Below are 15,772 nucleotides of genomic sequence, written 5' to 3'. Positions count from 1 at the left end.
ACAACAAAGGTAAGCGTCATGCTGCAGGAAATTTTCATCGCCGCTGCTGCCGGGGGCAATCCGTCCAACGCCCTGTCGCAGATGGGCTTCGAGCACCTGATCCACGAAATGACCACCAAGCCGGGTGATTTCGCGGTTTCCTGGGTCGTGCTGCTGACCCTGGTCGTCATGTCGGCCATGTCCTGGTACTGGACCGTCATCAACATCTTCCGTGCTACCCGCCTGAAGAGCGCCGCCGATCGCGTCGTCAGCCTGTTCTGGGACACCCCGAACGCGCAGGACGCCATCCGTGCGATGGAAGAACAGCCGGCTTCCGAGCCGTTCTCGAAGATCGCCCTGGACGCTGCCCAGGCGGCTGCCCACCACCAGCGCGCTGAAGGCGGCGCCACCGGCGGCGTGGGTGAGAACCTGAGCCGTTCGGAGTTCGTCGACCGCGCCCTGCGTCAGGCCGTGACCCGCGAAAGCAACAAGCTGCAGTCGGGCATGACCCTGCTGGCCACCGTCGGTGCAACCGCTCCGTTCGTCGGTCTGCTGGGTACCGTGTGGGGCATCTACGGCGCGCTGATCAAGATCGGTGCCACCGGCTCCGCTTCGATCGACGCCGTTGCCGGCCCGGTGGGTGAAGCGCTGATCATGACCGCGATCGGTCTGTTCGTCGCGATCCCGGCCGTGTTCGCCTTCAACTTCTTCAGCAAGATCAACAGCGCGACCATCAGCAAGTTCGATACCTTCGCGCACGACCTGCACGACTTCTTCGCCACCGGCTCGCGCGTCCGCTGATTGCGGCGCGCGTCACCCAGCGACGAACGTAAGTAGTCACCAAGATCTAGACGGAGCCCGTTATGGCTTTCAGTAGTGGTAACAGCGGCGGCCCCATGGCCGACATCAACGTTACGCCCCTCGTGGACGTGATGCTGGTGCTGCTGATCATCTTCATCATCACGGCGCCCCTGATGTCCCACAAGGTCAAGGTGGATCTGCCGGAAGCCAACCTGATCCAGAAGCCGGAAGACGCTGAAAAGCGTTCCGGACCGATCACCCTGGCAGTCAAGGAAGACGGCTCGATCTACTGGAACGACGAAGAAATCAACAAGCAGACTCTCGAGTCGCGCTTGGCGACCGCCGCCCAGCAGACCCCGCAGCCGCCGCTGAACCTGCGTGGTGACCGCACCACCAAGATGCGTGTCATCAACGACCTGACCAAGGTCGCGCAGGAGCAGGGCATGCTTGACGTCGGCTTCGTCGCGACCAAAGAAAAGGGGCAATAAGCCATGGCATTCAGTAGTGGTGGTGGCAAGGGCCCCATGGCAGACATCAACGTCACGCCCCTCGTGGACGTGATGCTGGTTCTGCTGATCATCTTCATCGTGACCGCGCCGATCATGACGTACCCGATCGCCGTGGACCTGCCGCAGCGCGTGCTCAACCCACCGCCGCAGCTGGTCGAACCGCCGCCGCCGATCGAACTGAAGATCGACGCCAGCAACCAGGTCTCGTGGAACAACAGCCCGATCAATACCAGTGAGCTGCAGCAGCGGATGGAGCAGGAGGTCCAGCGTGACCCGACCAACCAGCCGGAACTGCGCATCGACGCCAGCCCGGATTCCGAGTACGACGTGATGGCCAAGGTTCTGGCCGCTGCGAAGAACGCTCAGATGAAGAAGATCGGTTTTGTGCAGCAGTAATCGCTACACCGCAACACAACAGTCATGACGCGACTGCAGACGCCCCTGGAGACAGGGGCGTTTTTTTTTGTCCTGGTCCTGGCACACGGGCCGGGGTTGGATCCCATCGGGTGGCATGCGCCGCTATGATCGGCGGATGCTCGCCCTCTTCGACTCCCTGCGCCACTGGCTCGACGGCATTGCCCACCTCGGTACCATCCTGGCGGCGGCCTATCTGCTGTACCTGCTCGCGCTGACCGGCTGGATCATGCTGCAGAAGCGCGAGCCGGTCGCGACGCTGAGCTGGATCCTGTCGCTGGCGCTGCTGCCGTACCTGGGCCTCTTCATCTACTACCTGCTGGGCCCGCAGAAGGTGAAGCGGCAGCGTCTGCGCCGTGGCCGCGCGCGGTCGGGCATGGAGCACTACAGCGACGTCTGCCCACCCGACGCCGACTGCACCGAGTTGGCCAAGATCGCCCAGGCCACGACCGGGCTTGCGCCGAGCAGCGCCACCGAAGTGACATGGCTGGTGGACGGCGCGGCGACCTACGCGGCGCTGCTTGAGGCCGTCGCACAGGCACGCGACCACGTGCATCTGGAGTACTACATCTTCAACCCGGACCATGCCGGCACCGCCCTGCGTGACGCGCTGGTGGAACGCGCACAGGCCGGCGTGCAGGTTCGCCTGCTGCTCGACGCCGTGGGCTCTTCCGCCCTGCCCCGCCGCTTCCTGCAGCCGCTGCTCGACGCCGGTGGTGAAGCGATCTGGTTCCACCCACGGCAGCTGCTGAAGCCGTTCAAGCGCCCCTGGTTGAACCTGCGTACCCATCGCAAGCTGGTGATCGTCGACGGCCGGCTGGCGTTCACGGGTGGCATCAACATCACCGACGACGAGGATGAAAGCCGCAGGGCGGATGCCTACCGCGACCTGCACATGCGCATCCGCGGCCATGTAGTGCGCAGCCTGCAGCTGGTATTTGCCGAGGACTGGCTCTACGCCAGCGGGCAGGATCCCTCGCGCATGGACATCGCCCGCCTGTGGCCAGCCGACATGCCGCTGCGCGGTGACGGTGCGATCAACGCCCAGGTGCTGGTCTCCGGCCCGGACTCGGGCTGGGAAACGATCCATCGCCTGCATGTGGCGGCGATCCAGGAAGCGCACGAGCGCGTGTGGCTGGTCACACCGTATTTCGTGCCGGGTGAAGCGGCGCGGATGGCGCTGACCTCGGCTGCACTCGGCGGCTTGGATGTGCGCTTGCTGGTACCGAAGATGAGCGATTCCTGGTTCGTGACCCAGGCCGCCCGCTCCTACTTCGATGAACTGTTGCACGCAGGGGTGAAGATCTACGAGTACGGCCCACGCATGCTGCATACCAAGGCCTTCATCGCCGATGATGATGTCTGCATCGTCGGCAGCGCCAACTTCGATCACCGCAGCTTCCGGCTCAACTTCGAGCTGTCGATGATGATCAGCGACCGTGACCGGGTGGCTGCCCTGGCCGAACTGCTGCAGGGCGAATTCGACCGTTCCACGCGGGTGCACGACCAGGCCGGCCGCTCGCTGTGGCTGCACCGCCTGCCGGAAGCCTTCGCCCGGCTGGCCTCGCCGCTGCTCTGACGCAGCGCTACACTGCGCCGATCACCCGGGGAGCCCGACTATGTACTGGTTGTACCTGCTGCTGGCGCTGGGCTGTTTCGCCTTCGCGCTGAAGACTCCCAGCGCCGGGCTGATGAGCCTGTGCCTGCTGGCCGCCCTCGCCTTCCTGCTGGCCTGGGTACGTGGCCGCTACGTGGCCCGCTTCGGTGATCTGCAGCGCGATCCGTCCACGCTGGTCGATGCCGAAGAACTGCGCCGCCTGCGTGAGCAGGCCCAGGCCCGCCGTGATGAAGACCCCATCGACCACGATCCATCCCCTCTTTCCAAGTAGTCCCGTTCCATGACCCAGCTCAGCGTCAACGTCAACAAGATCGCCGTCCTGCGCAATTCGCGCGGTGGTGCCGAACCGGACGTGGTGCGTGCCGCCCAGGCCTGCCTGGATGCGGGCGCGCATGGCATCACCGTGCATCCGCGACCGGACCGCCGCCACATCACCGCCGAGGACGTGCTGGCGCTGTCCACGTTGACCCGTGCGCGTGGCGTGGAATTCAACATCGAAGGCAACCCGTTCGCGCCGCCGCGCGAGGGCTACCCAGGCCTGCTGCCGCTGTGCGCGCAGACCTGCCCGGCGCAGGCGACGCTGGTGCCGGATGGCGATGGACAGATCACCTCCGACCATGGCTTCGACTTCGAGCGGGATGCCGAGCGGCTGCGACCACTGATCGCCGAACTGAAGGCGATGGGCTGCCGGGTCAGCCTGTTCGTCGATGCTGGCAACCCACTGCTGGAGCAGGCGGCCGAAGTCGGTGCAGATCGTGTCGAGCTGTATACCGGCCCCTACGCCGAAGCGCACGCGGCTGGCGACGCTGCGGCGATGCTGGAACTGTTCGCCACTGCGGCGCGGCGGGCGCAGGCGGTGGGCTTGGGCGTCAACGCCGGCCACGACCTGTCGCAGGACAACCTGCGCGATTTCCTGGCCCATGTGCCGGGCGTGCTGGAGGTGTCCATCGGCCACGCGCTGATCGGCGAGGCGCTGTATGACGGGTTGGACGCCACGGTGCGGGGGTACCTGGCGCTGCTGTGACCGAGGGGTGCAGCCGAGCATGGGCTCGGCTCTACGGTGATACGGGTGCCTTGTAGAGCCGAGCCCACGCCCGGCTCAGCATCCCGCTGAACCCTTCAGACGGCGTCGCAGCCATTGAGACAGCCCCGGCGTACCCTGCCACAATGGGTATCGCGATCAAGGGCCGAGGTTCCACGTCCCACCTTGCCGGGCGCTTTGAAAGCACCGTCAGCGAGGCGGTGGACGACGGCTGGGCGGTGGACGAGAGCGAGGAATTCCTCACGCCGCGCCTGCGCACCGAAGTGCGCGCCGAAACCGCACGCAGCATCATCACCCGCAACACCTCGCCGGATGTCGGTTTCAGCCAATCGGTGAACCCGTACCGCGGTTGCGAGCATGGGTGTTCCTACTGCTTCGCGCGACCCTCTCATGCCTATCTGAACCTGTCGCCGGGCCTGGACTTCGAAACCAAGCTGTTCGCCAAGACCAATGCACCACAATTGCTGCGCAAGGAACTGTCGAAGCCGGGTTACGTGCCGCAGCCGATCGCGCTGGGCATCAACACCGATGCGTACCAGCCGATCGAGCGCAAGTTCAAACTGACTCGCCAGCTGATCGAAGTGATGCTGGAAACCAAGCATCCGTTCTCGCTGATCACCAAGAACGCGCTGGTCGAGCGCGATATCGATCTGCTTGCACCGTTGGCCGCGGAGAACCTGGTCAGCGTGCATTTCTCGGTGACTTCGCTGGACCCGCATCTTTCCGCGAAGCTGGAACCGCGCGCATCGGCACCGCACGCACGGCTGCGTGCGATGAAGCGGCTGCATGAAGCCGGTATTCCGGTCGGGGTGATGGTGGCGCCGGTGATTCCGTGGATCAACGACAGCGAGCTGGAAGCCGTGCTGGAAGCCGCACGCGACGCAGGTGCGAGCACCGCAGGCTACGTGCTGCTGCGCCTGCCACTGGAAGTGGCGCCGCTGTTCCGCGACTGGCTGGACACGCACCATCCCGATCGCGCCGCGCACGTGATGAGCACCATCCAGCAGCTGCGCGGCGGCAAGGACTACGACAGCCAGTTCGGTACCCGCATGCGTGGCCAGGGTGTGTATGCGGAATTGTTGAGCAACCGCTTCAAGCTGGCACGCAAGCGGCTGGGCTTCAATGCGCAGAACAGCCATTGGCCGAAGCTGGATTGCAGCCGGTTCCAGAAGCCGTTGCCGCCGAAGAAAGAGTCACCGCAGGGCAGTCTGTTCTAGAACGCTGGACCGCAGCGCCACGCAACGGTAACAATCCGCAGCAAAGGCGGGGACTGGGGAGAGGGGAGTTCAGCATCATGGATGCAGAACAGCTCCGCCTACCGGGTCGAGTCGACGCTTCCGGATCCTTGAGCGCATGAAATGAAGTTCATCTACTGGCTGGGCATCGCGTTCCTGTGGATGCCCCCATGGAACTTTCTTCTACTGACGGTGGCCAAATTGCTGTCAGCGGATCCGCTAGGCAGCGAAGAGCTGATCGGCCTCGGCACTGCCATATTTGGTGGGGCAGCGGGAGGGATCCTGTATCGCCGTCGTCCTCGCAAGCCCCTCGCTCCGTCGAGCATCCATGATCCGGTGCACGGGGCAAAGACGACTGAAGCCTTGGGGGATTCAAGTTGCGACGAACAACGACAGTCGGAGAATGGGCCTTGAAAAAGGTACCGTTGCGCCATCTGCTCCTGTGCACTGTCATTGCGGCCCTGACAAGCGGTACTTATCTTTCAATGTTTGGATCCATCGGACGTGGCGATTGGACCGGAAAGCCAACAGAAGCAGAACTGCGCGCTGCCACCGATACCTTTGAACTCCCTTCAGGGGTCCATCCCACGAACGTTACGTTCTTACCGAAGGTCACGTTCCTGGGGGCCGTCTTCGACGCCGAACTCGAATCTGATCCAGAGCAGATCGCCGCTTTCTTCATCAAACAAGCCGCAGAGAAGCGGTGGCGACTGCAGAAAGACAAACGGCAGCGCGATTACAGATTGATGGTCTTCTGCGAGGATCGCCTGGCGCGCTCGGTAGAGCTGACGACAAGGGGCAGTACGGTGAAGCTCTATGGAGGAACCTACTGGGACTCGGACAGGAGCGGCGACTACTACTGCTCTCCTGAGGCCCGGTAATCCACCGACGGCATAACGAACTTGCCTGGATACCGGCTTCAGTCGGAAGGGGCGCGATGCCCTCACCCGCCCCCAAACAACTTCTGCGCACTCTGGAACAGGATCCAGCTGGTGGCGATGAACTTGTCCCCACCCTGCGGCCTGTTGCCCCGATGGGTATGGGTGAACGCCGTCGGCGCAATCAGCAGGCTGCCGGTGCGCGGTGCAATCTTCCGCTCCTGGAACAGGAACTCGGTTTCGCCCTCTTCGAACTCGTCGTTGAGGTACAGCGTCCACAACACGTGCCGGTGCAGGGTCTCGGCCTGCGGGTCCTTCGGGTACAGCTCGCAGTGCCAGTACGGATAACCGCCCTCGCCCGCCGCATACCACTGCAGGTTGATGGCGCCCGGGCGCAGGCAGGTGCGGGCCAGATCGGCCAGCTGCTGCGGCGGCATGTCGGGAAAGTCCTCGGCAGACAGGCGTCGCGGTTGGCCGTTGCTGTCCTGGATCTGCAACATCAGCGGCGCGATCAACGCCTGTGGATAACGGCGTAGATAAGTCAGCAGGCCGTTGAACACCGCGTGCTGCAGCTGATGGTCCACATCCCGCCAGCCGTCCAGGCCGCTGATGCGCAGATCCTTGCTGTGCTTGAGTTCCGGGAACACACCACTGCCTACCGCACCTGGCCGCAGCCCCTGTGCGGCGCGCATCCGCTCGACGATCGCAGCGCAGACCTCGCTGGGGACCGCGTTGTGGATGACTTCGATGAAATCGACCGGGCCCTGCTCGTGCATGCATGCATTCCTTCGGCGGCAACGGCTTGATGGTGCCGTTTGCCGCCCCCGGTGTCACCCTGCGGTCATGTCATCGAACTGCCATGACGTCTGTCAGGCGATAGGCCGTCAGCCCTGTGCGTCGTCGTGCGCGTGGTGGTAGCGCACGGCTTCGGCCACTTCCTCGCGCGAACCCAGGAACACCGGCACGCGCTGGTGCAGCTGGTCGGGCTGGATGTCGAGGATGCGTTCGCGGCCGGTCCAGGCGGCGCCGCCGGCCTGTTCGACCAACAGGCCCATCGGGTTGGCTTCGTACATCAGCCGCAGCTTGCCGGCCTTGGACGGATCCTTCTTGTCCCACGGGTAGATGAAGATGCCGCCGCGGGTCAGGATGCGATGCACGTCGGCCACCATGCTGGCGATCCAGCGCATGTTGAAGTTCTTGCCGCGCGCGCCTTCCTTGCCCGCCAGCAGGTCGCTGACGTAGGCCTGCATCGGCGCTTCCCAGTGACGCTGGTTGGACATGTTGATGGCGAATTCCTGGGTGGCCGCCGGAATCTGCATGTTCTCGGTGGTCAGCACGAACTCGCCCTTCTCGCGGTCCAGAGTGAAGGCGTGGGTGCCATGGCCGACGGTCAGCACCAGCTGGGTGCTGGGCCCGTAGATGCAGTAGCCAGCGGCGATCTGCTTGCTGCCCGGCTGCAGGAAGGCGTCATCGCCCGGCAGTTCGACATTGGTTGGGCAACGCAGCACCGAGAAGATGGTGCCGACGGAGACGTTGACGTCGATGTTGGAGCTGCCATCGAGGGGGTCGAACAGCAGCAGGAAATCACCGCGCGGATAGATGTCCGGCACCGGCTGGCTGTGGTCCATTTCCTCCGAGGCGCAGGCGGCGAGGTGGCCACCCCAGGCGTTGGCTTCAAGCAGGATCTCGTTGCTGATGACGTCCAGCTTCTTCTGCGCCTCGCCCTGCACGTTGCCGGTACCGGCATCGCCGAGCACGCCACCGAGGGCGCCCTTGCTGACGGCGATGGAGATGCTGGTGCAGGCGCGGGCCACCACGGCGATCAGCTGGCGCAGGTCGGCATTGATGCGGCCGGCGTGCTGTTCCTGGATCAGGAAGCGGGTCAACGAAGTACGGGACATGGGCGGGCAGGTCTCGGCAGCGGGAAAACGCCTATTGTCGCCCGTCTGGCGGGGGCGTGCGTGAGCGCGGGAAGGCGTAATCGTTTCCAGATGCGTTGCGCTCGTGGCGCCTTCCTTCTGTAGAGCCGAGCCCGCGCTCGGCTGCTCTTCGTCCTTCATGCCGCACAAGCCGAGCGTAGGCTCGGCTCTACAGAGACCAGGGCGCAAAAAACAAAGGCGCCCTTTCGGCGCCTTTGTTCTCAAACCAGTGCAGTGTTTGCTTCAGCCCTTGGCGACGGTGGCCACGGCCTTGGCGACGTATTCCAGGTTGTTCTGGTTCAACGCGGCCACGCAGATGCGGCCGGTGCCGACGGCGTAGATGCCGAACTCGTCGCGCAGGCGCTCGACCTGCTCACGGCTCAGGCCGGAGTAGGAGAACATGCCGGCCTGCTCGTTGATGAAGCCGAACTGCGGGGCACCTGCAGCGGCCAGCTTCTCGACCAGGCCCTGGCGCAGGGCATGGATGCGCTCGCGCATCTCGGTCAGCTCCTGCTCCCACATCGCGCGCAGTTCCGGGTTGGTCAGCACGCCGGCCACCAGCGCAGCACCGTGGGTGGATGGGCTGGAGTAGATGGTGCGGATCACGCGCTTGACCTGCGACTGCACGGCCTTGGCGTCAGCGGCGGTCGGCGCCACCATCGACAGCGCACCCACGCGCTCGCCATACAGCGAGAACGACTTGGAGTACGAGTTGGCGACGATGAAGCTGTCGATGCCGGCTTCGGCGATGATGCGCACTGCTGCGCCGTCCTGCTCGATGCCCTTGTCGAAGCCCTGGTAGGCCATGTCGATGAAGGGGAACAGCTGCTTGTCCTTCAGCAGCTGTGCGACCTGCTTCCACTGGGTGACCGTGAGGTCGGCACCGGTGGGGTTGTGGCAGCAGGCGTGCAGCAGCACCACGGTGCCGGCTTCCAGCTTGCTCAGGTCCGCCAGCAGGCCGTCGAAGTTGACGCCGTGGGTGGTCGGATCGAAGTAGGTGTAATCCAGCACCTCGAAGCCGGCCGCGCTGAACACGGCGCGGTGGTTTTCCCAGCTCGGGTTGCTCAGCGCAACGGTGGCGTGCGGCAGCAGCTTCTTCAGCACGTCGGCGCCGACGCGCAGCGCACCGCTGCCACCAACGGTCTGCGCGGTGGTCACGCGGCCAGCGGCCAGCAGCGGCGAATCCTTGCCGAACACCAGCTCACGCGTGGCCTGCGTGTACGCCGGCAGGCCATCGATCGGCAGGTAGCCGCGCGGTTTGGCTTCAGCGGCGAGCTGCTGCTCGATCTGCTTGACGGCGCGCAGCAGCGGAATGCGGCCGCTCTCGTCGTAGTAGATGCCCACACCCAGGTTGACCTTGGTCGGGCGGCTGTCGGCGTTGTACGCCTCGGTCAGGCCCAGGATCGGGTCGCCTGGGACCAGTTCCACGTTTGCAAAGAAGGACACGGCGGTACTCGTTCGGTATACGGAAAGGGGGAGGAAGTGCGCTACGCGGTCTGCGGCGTTTCGGCCGGAAACAGCCCATCGTAACAAAGCCTGCCGGGGGCTGGCCGCCGCCATCGTCATCCACGGCCCCGTACCATGGCGTGCGTTGCCGCCCGACCCATCAACCTGAATCATGAAAACTGCCGCACGCCGCCGTAGCCTGCCGCTTTCCGCCCTGCTGCTGTCGCCCTGGGCGGTGATGGCCGCGCCTGCGCCCACCGCCCTGCCTGCGGTGCAGGTACAGGCCGCCCGGGTGCCGGGCATCGATCCGTTCGCGCTGCCGGCCAGCCAGGACACGGTCTGGATCGACGCCAGCCGCGCGGGCACCGGCGCGCAGCTGTCCGAAGCGCTGGCTGGGGTACCCGGTCTGCTGGCGCGCGACCGGCAGAACTTCGCCCAGGACACCCAGCTGTCGATCCGTGGCTTCGGCGCGCGTTCGACCTTCGGGGTGCGCGGGGTACGGGTGTTGATCGACGGGGTCCCTGCAACCATGCCCGATGGCCAAGGCCAGCTGTCACATGCCAGCCTGCTTGGTGCCGAACGCATCGAGGTGCTGCGTGGGCCGTTTTCCGCGCTCTACGGCAATTCCTCCGGTGGCGTGCTGCAGGTCTGGAGTGAACAGGGCCAGGCCGGCGACCCGTGGCGGTTGCGGCTCAGCGCCGGTGCCGACAACACGCTGAGCGTCGGTGCACAGCTGAAGGGGGCCGGCCAAGTACTGGACTACAACATCGCCGCCAATCACTTCCGCACCGATGGCTGGCGCGATCACAGCCAAGCACGCCGTGAATCGCTCAACGCGCGCATCGGGGGCGAGCTGGGCGGCGGGCGGCTGGAGCTGTTGCTCAATGCGCTTGATGCACCGGATGCGCAGGACCCGCTGGGCCTGACCCGTGCCCAGGTGGCGGCTGATCCGCGCCAGGCCACGGCAGTCGCGCACCAGTCCAACACCCGCAAATCGGTGCGCCAGCAGCAGGCCGGCCTGCGCTGGACACGTGAAACCGGGCCGCAGCGCTGGCAGCTGATGGGCTATGCCGGCCAGCGCGCGGTACGCCAGTACCTGCCGATCCCACCGACCGCCCAGGCCAACCCCCTGCATGCCGGTGGGGTGATCGATCTGGAGGGCGGCTACGGCGGGTTGGACGCGCGCTGGGGCTGGCAGGGTGACCTTGCCGGCCGGCCGCTGGACCTGGTGGCCGGGCTCAGCGCCGACCGCCAGCGCCAGCATCGCACCGGCCATGAGAACTTCCTCGGCAGCGCCCTGGGCGTGCGTGGACGGCTGCGTCGTGACCAGATCGACGTCGTGCAGAACGTGGACCAGTTCGCCCAGGCCTGGTGGCAATGGAGCCCGCGCTGGTCGTTGCTGGCCGGCCTGCGCCACAGCACCGTGCGTTTCAACTCGGACGATCGCTACATCACCGCCCGCAACCCGGATGACAGTGGTCACCGGCGCTACCAGGCGACCACGCCGGCGGCCGGGATCAGCTTCGAAGCGAGCCCGCAGTGGCGGCTGCACGCGGCGGTGGGACGTGGCTTCGAAACGCCTACCTTCAACGAACTGGGCTATCGCGCCGACGGCCAGGCGGGATTGGCGCTGGATCTGGCGGCCGCCCGCAGCCGCAATCTGGAGATTGGAAGCAAGTGGCACGCGCAAGGCGGAGCCCAGCTCGATGTCAGCGTATTCCGCGCAGATACCAACGATGAGCTGGCAGTTGCCAGCAATATCGGCGGGCGCAGCACCTATCGCAACATCGGCCGCACCCGCCGCCAGGGCATGGAACTGCAGTACCGGCAGCCGCTGGGCGAACAGCTGGAACTGCAGCTGGCATGGACCTGGCTGCAGGCGCAGGTGCGCTCGCTCTACCTGACCTCGAACACCTTGGTGGCCGCAGGCAGCCGCCTGCCCGGCGTGCCCCGCCAACAGGCCTTCGCACGCCTGCAGTGGAGCCCCGCTGAGTGGCAGTGGGCGCTGGAGGCCTCGGCCAGCAGCGATACTGTGGTCAATGACGTGGCCACCGAGCGCGCGCCGGGCTACGCCCTGCTGCACCTGGAAGCCGGCCGTCGATGGACGCTGCCGGGCGGTGAGCTGCGCGCCTTCGCCCGGCTGGAGAACGTGCTGGACCAAGCCTACATCGGCTCGGTGATCGTCAATGACGGCAATGGTCGCTTCTACGAGCCGGGACCGGGACGGCGAGCCAACGTCGGCCTGCAATGGTCGTGGCGCTGAAAGGGGTAGTGCCGGCCGCTGGCCGGCATTGCGCCGTGCACGACGTCAGGAGGTTGCCGGCCAGCGGCCGGCACTACCCGTAAATCGGGGGCCCTGGCCGGCATCGCGCCGCGCAGGGCGTCAGGAGGCTGGCGGCCTGCGGCCGGCACTACCGGTCAGTCGGGGGCCTTGGCCGGCACGAACGGCGAGGTCGGGTCGCTGGCCGGGAACGTCTCCTCCAGCGCCTCGTCCTGGTTGTCGCTGGCGCGCTGCTTGCGCTCGCGGCGCTTGAGCGGGCTCTCCTGGCCACCACGGTGGCGGTCACCGCCATCCTTGCGGTCCTGGGCCGCCTGTTCAGCCTCGTGCTTCACCGGCAGGTGGTCGTGCTCGGCATCGAAGAACGGCGCGCCGGTGCCGCGGTAGTCGGCGTTGTCGGCATCGCGCTTGCCGCGCTGCTCGCCGGGAATGGGCGGGTGGTTCTCCCGCAGCGGGTCTCGCGAGGTCTCTCGGCTCATGGTCTGGTACCTGCCCTTGGGGGGATTCCACTACACCGCCCCGCAAGTAAAGCCGTCGCGAACCTGGCGTCATGAACATCTCGCTCACCCCCCGGTAACGGCACCGCGCGTATTCCTGCCCACCCGCCCCCGCTGCAGGAGCCGGCCATGCCCCGTCTTGAACGACCCGCACCGTCCGTGTTCAACGCCCTGCTCGATCCACTCGGCCAGCGCACTGCCCAGCGCCGCACGCGCCGCCAGGAAGATCCGCAGGCGGTGGCGCAGGACTACCTGCAGTACATGATCAGCGACTACGAGGAGAGGCGTGGCCAAAGCCACCGCAACTGGCGCGATCTGTGCCCGGTATATGCCTTCGCGCTGACGACCCATGCCGCGGATTGGCCACGCGGTGATGCTGCCGATACCTGCGAGGAACTGGCCGAGCATTGGGAACAGATGCGCGGGCAGTCGCGGCTGGGCTGGTCGCAGGCACGCCCGGTCGTGGAGGACGCCTGGCGCGCGCTGGACCATATCCCGGCGGCGGCGGTGAGGCCGTTGCTGCAGTAATGCCGGCCGCTGGCCGGCAACCCCGGGAAACTTCAGGCCGCGAGTTCCGCCGGCCAGTGCCCGGCACTACCGTTTTCCGTAGAACCCGCGTGCACGGTATCGACACGGGTGGTTTACACCGCCCATCCGAAGCTGGATGCCCTGCTCCGCCAAAGGTACGCCCATGGCCCGCCCGATCTGGACTGGCACGCTCTCGTTCGGCCTGCTCAATGTGCCGGTGTCACTGATGTCCGGAGAGCGCAAGGTCGATCTGCAGTTCCGCATGCTCGACTCCCGCGATCGCAAGCCGATCCGCTTTGAGCGGGTCAACGCCGATACGGGCGAGGAAGTTCCCTGGAAGGACATCGTCAAGGCCTACGAGTACGACAAGGGCAGCTATGTCGTGCTGGAGGAAGGCGATATCCGTTCGGCGGCACCAGAAAGCCACGAGGCCGTAGAAGTGGAATCGTTCGTGGATGCATCGCAGATCGATCCGCGCTACTACGAGAAACCGTATCTGCTGGTGCCCGGCAAGAAGGCCGAGAAAGGCTATGTGCTGCTGCGCGAGACCCTGCGCAGCACCGGCAAGGTCGGTATCGCGCGGGTGGTCGTGCGCACACGCGAGTACCTGTGCGCGGTGATGCCGCATGAGGACGCACTGGTGCTGATGATCCTGCGCTATCCACAGGAACTGGTGGATCCGGAGGAGTACAAGCTGCCCACCGGCAAGCTGTCCGACTACCGCATCACCAGCAAGGAAACGGCGATGGCCGAACAGCTGATCGAGTCGATGGCCGGCGACTGGGATCCGTCGCAGTATCACGATGAATTCCGCGAGCGCCTGCAGCAGGTGTTGAACAAGCGCATCAAGTCCAAGGGGGGGACCACGCGGGTCGACGATGAGCCTGCACCGCGCGAGGACGCCAGCACCAATGTGGTCGATTTCATGGCGCTGCTGCAGAAGAGCCTGGATGCCAACAAGCGCACGCCAGCGAAAAAGACGGCAACGCGGAAAGGAGCCACCAAATCCACGGTAAAGAAGGCAGCCAAGAAGACTGCGAAGAAAGCTGCAAAGAAGACCGCTGCACGCCGCAAGGCAGGTTGAGCATGTCGTTGGAGCAGTACCGGCGAGAGCGCCGACCTGGCGGCGGCGCAGGGCAGACGCCGGCGCCTGACGACACGCCCGCGCAGGGTGATCCGACGCGGCGGCCTACCTGCGCCAGGCTGGTTTCAAGCGGCTGCGCAGCGACACGCCGAAGGAGGACCTTGGAATGAACATCGCAGATACCGAAGCTGGAGGCGAGGTCCAGATTACTCATCCGGAGCGGGTGGTTTTTCCAAAGCAGAAGCTGACCAAGGGCGCCGTGGCCGACTACTACCAGCGCATGGCGCGCTGGATCCTGCCGGAAATCAGCGCGCGTCCGCTGTCACTACTGCGCTGCCCGGACGGCGTCGGCAAGGCCTGCTTCTTCCAGAAGCACCATGGTGCCGGCCTGGGCGATGCGGTACATGCGGTGCCGCTGCAGCAGAAGAGCGGGCGCGAGGATTACGTTTACATCGACGACGCACGGGGCCTGCTGCAGCTGGTGCAGATGAACACCCTGGAGTTGCATCCCTGGGGTGCAACCGTCGCCGACCCCGAGCATCCGGATCGGCTGGTGTTCGATCTCGACCCTGGAGAAGGCGTCAGCTGGGCACAGGTGAAGGCCGCTGCGCGTGACGTCCGTGACCGCCTGCAGGAGGCCGGCCTGAAGAGCTTCGTGCGGTTGTCCGGTGGCAAGGGCGTGCACGTTGTGGTGCCGCTGAAGCCCAGGGCCGACTGGGAACAGGCCAGGGTGTTCTGCGAGGCATTTGCCCGGGCGATGGCGGAGCGCGCGCCGGACCACTACGTGGCGACCATGAGCAAGGCCAAGCGTGGCGGCGTCATCTTCATCGACTGGCTGCGCAATACGCGGGGCGCCACCAGCGTGTGCTCGTGGTCGCTGCGTGCGCGTGAAAGTGCCGGTGTGGCGGTACCGCTGCGCTGGGAGGAACTGGCACGCGTCGGTGCGGCGGATGCGTTTTCGATGGCCAAGGCGCTGGCGCGCGCGAAGCGGCTGAAAGCGGATCCGTGGCAGGGCATCGATGCGTTGAAGCAGACGCTGCCGCGGATGGACCTGTAGAGCCGAGCCTATGCTCGGCTGCCTGTGTAAATGTGCATGAAAGCCGAGCACAGGCTCGGCTCTACAGGGGCGGCATCACCTTGCATCGCGCGAGGGACGACGGCCAAACCACCAGCCGGCCAGCAATTGCAGCGGCAGCGACGCCAGCAGCGCAATGACGAACCAGAGCGGGAAATCCGCACCCGCCGTCCACATGGCGTAGCCACAGCCCAGCGCGACCAGCGACCATATCGAGAAGCCGTGCGAACGCGGCCAGCAGGGCGCGTAGTAGGTGGCAAAGGCGATACCCGCGATGCCACCGAGCACGCTGAAGGCCAGGTCCCAGCCCAGCTGCGCGCTGTTGTTGTCCGGCGGCATGCCCAGCAGCGGCGGCAGCCAGCTGGCGACGCTGCTCACCAGCGCAAGCGACAGCACGCCGCCGATCAGGGCGACGATGGACAGGAACAGGATCTTGAGCGCGCCGGGCATGCGCGCATTGTACGGCTGC

At 65.7% G+C, this 15,772-nt stretch carries 17 protein-coding genes and 1 pseudogene; 13 read left to right on the top strand and 5 right to left on the bottom strand.

Annotated elements, in window-relative coordinates; translation table 11 throughout:
* The first annotated feature begins 18 nt into the window (after nt 1-18).
* The 9 genes from exbB to N5C25_RS08095 all read left to right on the top strand — a co-directional run bounded on the left by exbB (nt 19) and on the right by N5C25_RS08095 (nt 6,479).
* On the top strand, nt 19-780 hold the full coding sequence (exbB, locus tag N5C25_RS08135; protein ID WP_004132614.1) for a TonB-system energizer ExbB: 762 nt from the start codon (nt 19-21) through the stop codon (nt 778-780).
* 62 nt (nt 781-842) lie between these two features.
* Nucleotides 843-1,268, top strand: coding sequence for a biopolymer transporter ExbD (locus tag N5C25_RS08130; protein WP_005411739.1), 426 nt, complete (start codon nt 843-845; stop codon nt 1,266-1,268).
* A 3-nt stretch (nt 1,269-1,271) separates the two neighbouring features.
* Nucleotides 1,272-1,685, top strand: coding sequence for a biopolymer transporter ExbD (locus tag N5C25_RS08125; RefSeq protein ID WP_005411740.1), 414 nt, complete (start codon nt 1,272-1,274; stop codon nt 1,683-1,685).
* Nucleotides 1,686-1,821: 136 nt separating this feature from the next.
* The gene (cls, locus tag N5C25_RS08120) at nt 1,822-3,282 is read left to right on the top strand and encodes a cardiolipin synthase (RefSeq protein ID WP_279936750.1); all 1,461 of its coding nucleotides are present in this window, start codon (nt 1,822-1,824) and stop codon (nt 3,280-3,282) included.
* Between the two features lie 40 nt (nt 3,283-3,322).
* Nucleotides 3,323-3,592 (top strand): hypothetical protein, encoded by a 270-nt coding sequence (locus tag N5C25_RS08115; RefSeq protein WP_019658804.1) that lies wholly within the window; start codon nt 3,323-3,325, stop codon nt 3,590-3,592.
* A 9-nt stretch (nt 3,593-3,601) separates the two neighbouring features.
* On the top strand, nt 3,602-4,345 hold the full coding sequence (locus N5C25_RS08110) for a pyridoxine 5'-phosphate synthase (RefSeq protein WP_058983156.1): 744 nt from the start codon (nt 3,602-3,604) through the stop codon (nt 4,343-4,345).
* A gap of 143 nt (nt 4,346-4,488) precedes the next feature.
* Complete coding sequence (locus N5C25_RS08105; protein ID WP_058983158.1) at nt 4,489-5,580, top strand: PA0069 family radical SAM protein; 1,092 nt, start codon at nt 4,489-4,491, stop codon at nt 5,578-5,580.
* Between the two features lie 141 nt (nt 5,581-5,721).
* Complete coding sequence (locus tag N5C25_RS08100; protein ID WP_058983161.1) at nt 5,722-6,012, top strand: hypothetical protein; 291 nt, start codon at nt 5,722-5,724, stop codon at nt 6,010-6,012.
* Nucleotides 6,009-6,479 (top strand): hypothetical protein, encoded by a 471-nt coding sequence (locus N5C25_RS08095; protein WP_260833000.1) that lies wholly within the window; start codon nt 6,009-6,011, stop codon nt 6,477-6,479. Before N5C25_RS08100 ends, N5C25_RS08095 begins: the two co-directional genes overlap by 4 nt.
* Nucleotides 6,480-6,541: 62 nt before the next feature.
* Here N5C25_RS08095 and N5C25_RS08090 read toward each other — a convergent pair whose 3' ends face one another.
* The 3 genes from N5C25_RS08090 to N5C25_RS08080 all read right to left on the bottom strand — a co-directional run bounded on the left by N5C25_RS08090 (nt 6,542) and on the right by N5C25_RS08080 (nt 9,841).
* Nucleotides 6,542-7,252 (bottom strand): 2OG-Fe(II) oxygenase, encoded by a 711-nt coding sequence (locus N5C25_RS08090; protein ID WP_279936749.1) that lies wholly within the window; start codon nt 7,250-7,252, stop codon nt 6,542-6,544.
* 108 nt (nt 7,253-7,360) lie between these two features.
* Nucleotides 7,361-8,377: a class 1 fructose-bisphosphatase gene (locus N5C25_RS08085; RefSeq protein ID WP_134732006.1), complete on the bottom strand. Its 1,017-nt coding sequence runs from the start codon at nt 8,375-8,377 to the stop codon at nt 7,361-7,363.
* A gap of 261 nt (nt 8,378-8,638) precedes the next feature.
* Entirely contained in the window at nt 8,639-9,841 is a 1,203-nt protein-coding gene (locus tag N5C25_RS08080) for an amino acid aminotransferase (protein WP_058983167.1), read from the bottom strand.
* Nucleotides 9,842-10,013: 172 nt separating this feature from the next.
* Between N5C25_RS08080 and N5C25_RS08075 the strand changes: the two genes are divergently transcribed.
* Nucleotides 10,014-12,104: a TonB-dependent receptor gene (locus N5C25_RS08075; RefSeq protein ID WP_279936748.1), complete on the top strand. Its 2,091-nt coding sequence runs from the start codon at nt 10,014-10,016 to the stop codon at nt 12,102-12,104.
* A gap of 155 nt (nt 12,105-12,259) precedes the next feature.
* On the opposite strand, the gene N5C25_RS08070 is transcribed toward N5C25_RS08075, so the two are convergent.
* Nucleotides 12,260-12,598 carry a hypothetical protein gene (locus tag N5C25_RS08070; RefSeq protein ID WP_005411772.1) on the bottom strand — a complete coding sequence of 113 codons (339 nt, stop codon included), beginning with the start codon at nt 12,596-12,598 and terminating at the stop codon, nt 12,260-12,262.
* A gap of 147 nt (nt 12,599-12,745) precedes the next feature.
* On the opposite strand from N5C25_RS08070, the gene N5C25_RS08065 reads away from it, so the two are divergent.
* From N5C25_RS08065 to ligD, 3 genes and pseudogenes are all read left to right on the top strand, one after another.
* Nucleotides 12,746-13,144 carry a hypothetical protein gene (locus tag N5C25_RS08065; protein ID WP_021204615.1) on the top strand — a complete coding sequence of 133 codons (399 nt, stop codon included), beginning with the start codon at nt 12,746-12,748 and terminating at the stop codon, nt 13,142-13,144.
* Nucleotides 13,145-13,307: 163 nt separating this feature from the next.
* Nucleotides 13,308-14,228 carry a Ku protein gene (locus N5C25_RS08060; protein WP_058983173.1) on the top strand — a complete coding sequence of 307 codons (921 nt, stop codon included), beginning with the start codon at nt 13,308-13,310 and terminating at the stop codon, nt 14,226-14,228.
* A 109-nt stretch (nt 14,229-14,337) separates the two neighbouring features.
* A pseudogene (ligD, locus tag N5C25_RS08055) lies at nt 14,338-15,285 on the top strand (non-homologous end-joining DNA ligase); the annotation flags it as partial.
* Between the two features lie 75 nt (nt 15,286-15,360).
* Here the strand turns inward: ligD and N5C25_RS08050 are convergent.
* The gene (locus tag N5C25_RS08050; RefSeq protein ID WP_279936767.1) at nt 15,361-15,753 is read right to left on the bottom strand and encodes a hypothetical protein; all 393 of its coding nucleotides are present in this window, start codon (nt 15,751-15,753) and stop codon (nt 15,361-15,363) included.
* Between the last annotated feature and the right edge of the window lie 19 nt (nt 15,754-15,772).

The organism is Stenotrophomonas sp. GD03958 (assembly GCF_029839005.1).
GTDB lineage: Bacteria > Pseudomonadota > Gammaproteobacteria > Xanthomonadales > Xanthomonadaceae > Stenotrophomonas > Stenotrophomonas hibiscicola.
Note: the sequence above shows the minus strand (reverse complement) of the source record. Positions and strands in the feature narration are given on the sequence as shown.

Bases quoted from the DNA above. Each gene is read 5' to 3' on its own strand.
- N5C25_RS08085 (WP_134732006.1), bottom strand. From the start codon at position 8,377: ATGTCCCGTACTTCGTTGACCCGCTTCCTGATCCAGGAACAGCACGCC.
- cls (WP_279936750.1), top strand. From the start codon at position 1,822: ATGCTCGCCCTCTTCGACTCCCTGCGCCACTGGCTCGACGGCATTGCC.
- N5C25_RS08090 (WP_279936749.1), bottom strand. From the start codon at position 7,252: ATGCACGAGCAGGGCCCGGTCGATTTCATCGAAGTCATCCACAACGCG.
- N5C25_RS08070 (WP_005411772.1), bottom strand. From the start codon at position 12,598: ATGAGCCGAGAGACCTCGCGAGACCCGCTGCGGGAGAACCACCCGCCC.
- N5C25_RS08075 (WP_279936748.1), top strand. From the start codon at position 10,014: ATGAAAACTGCCGCACGCCGCCGTAGCCTGCCGCTTTCCGCCCTGCTG.
- N5C25_RS08060 (WP_058983173.1), top strand. From the start codon at position 13,308: ATGGCCCGCCCGATCTGGACTGGCACGCTCTCGTTCGGCCTGCTCAAT.
- exbB (WP_004132614.1), top strand. From the start codon at position 19: ATGCTGCAGGAAATTTTCATCGCCGCTGCTGCCGGGGGCAATCCGTCC.
- N5C25_RS08050 (WP_279936767.1), bottom strand. From the start codon at position 15,753: ATGCCCGGCGCGCTCAAGATCCTGTTCCTGTCCATCGTCGCCCTGATC.
- N5C25_RS08110 (WP_058983156.1), top strand. From the start codon at position 3,602: ATGACCCAGCTCAGCGTCAACGTCAACAAGATCGCCGTCCTGCGCAAT.
- N5C25_RS08100 (WP_058983161.1), top strand. From the start codon at position 5,722: ATGAAGTTCATCTACTGGCTGGGCATCGCGTTCCTGTGGATGCCCCCA.
- N5C25_RS08065 (WP_021204615.1), top strand. From the start codon at position 12,746: ATGCCCCGTCTTGAACGACCCGCACCGTCCGTGTTCAACGCCCTGCTC.
- N5C25_RS08130 (WP_005411739.1), top strand. From the start codon at position 843: ATGGCTTTCAGTAGTGGTAACAGCGGCGGCCCCATGGCCGACATCAAC.
- N5C25_RS08105 (WP_058983158.1), top strand. From the start codon at position 4,489: ATGGGTATCGCGATCAAGGGCCGAGGTTCCACGTCCCACCTTGCCGGG.
- N5C25_RS08115 (WP_019658804.1), top strand. From the start codon at position 3,323: ATGTACTGGTTGTACCTGCTGCTGGCGCTGGGCTGTTTCGCCTTCGCG.
- N5C25_RS08125 (WP_005411740.1), top strand. From the start codon at position 1,272: ATGGCATTCAGTAGTGGTGGTGGCAAGGGCCCCATGGCAGACATCAAC.